Below are 770 nucleotides of genomic sequence, written 5' to 3'. Positions count from 1 at the left end.
ATCACCTTACCGACACTTTTCGCAGATTAGCACGCCCTTCATCGCCTCTGACTGCCTAGGCATCCACCGTGTACGCTTAGTCACTTAACCTCACAACCCGAAGGTGTCTTTGTAAACAAAGAAGCACGTTCGCGCTGCTACATTTGAGAGACTCTCTGACAGGTTACTCCTTATCCCAATACGTCTACGGAGGGATAAGTTTCAGCTGTCATGTTTCAATTTTCAGCTTGTTCCAGATTGTTAAAGAGCAAAATACTTCGCAGCATACTGTCGCCAGTACACTCTGAAGTATTGTCAGGACCATATGGTGGAGCTAAGCGGGATCGAACCGCTGACCTCCTGCGTGCAAGGCAGGCGCTCTCCCAGCTGAGCTATAGCCCCATACAGTCACTTGCAGATACCTTTATTTACCACTCGCGGTGAATAACAACCTTTTCTTTTTGAAATGCTGTTAATTCGTGCTTAGGCAAGGCATGCGGAAGGGACGTTTACTTGGTGTAAACGACCGCGCGCATAACGCAGCATAAGTGCGAATTTGGTAGGCCTGAGTGGACTTGAACCACCGACCTCACCCTTATCAGGGGTGCGCTCTAACCACCTGAGCTACAAGCCTATTAAAGGTATTTCTGCTCGTTACTTTTTCATCAGACAATCTGTGTGAGCACGCCACTCGAATCAATATCATTAGGTAAGGAGGTGATCCAACCGCAGGTTCCCCTACGGTTACCTTGTTACGACTTCACCCCAGTCATGAATCACAAAGTGGTAAG

The 770-nt window shown here is 48.1% G+C and carries 2 tRNA genes and 2 rRNA genes; all 4 read right to left on the bottom strand.

Annotation, left to right across the window (positions count from 1 at the left end):
• Positions 1 to 90, bottom strand: a 23S ribosomal RNA gene (locus V2S86_RS25320); the annotation flags it as partial.
• Between the two features lie 215 nt (positions 91 to 305).
• Positions 306 to 381, bottom strand: a tRNA-Ala gene (locus V2S86_RS25315).
• Positions 382 to 536: 155 nt separating this feature from the next.
• Positions 537 to 613: transfer RNA gene (locus V2S86_RS25310), tRNA-Ile, on the bottom strand.
• A 76-nt stretch (positions 614 to 689) separates the two neighbouring features.
• A 16S ribosomal RNA gene (locus tag V2S86_RS25305) occupies positions 690 to 770 on the bottom strand; the annotation flags it as partial.

Origin of the sequence: Serratia sp. C2(1) (assembly GCF_036352655.1) — a bacterium.
GTDB classification, from domain to species: Bacteria; Pseudomonadota; Gammaproteobacteria; order Enterobacterales; family Enterobacteriaceae; genus Serratia; species Serratia inhibens.
The sequence above is the reverse complement of the archived record's forward strand: the minus strand, read 5'-3'. Positions and strand labels throughout refer to the sequence as shown.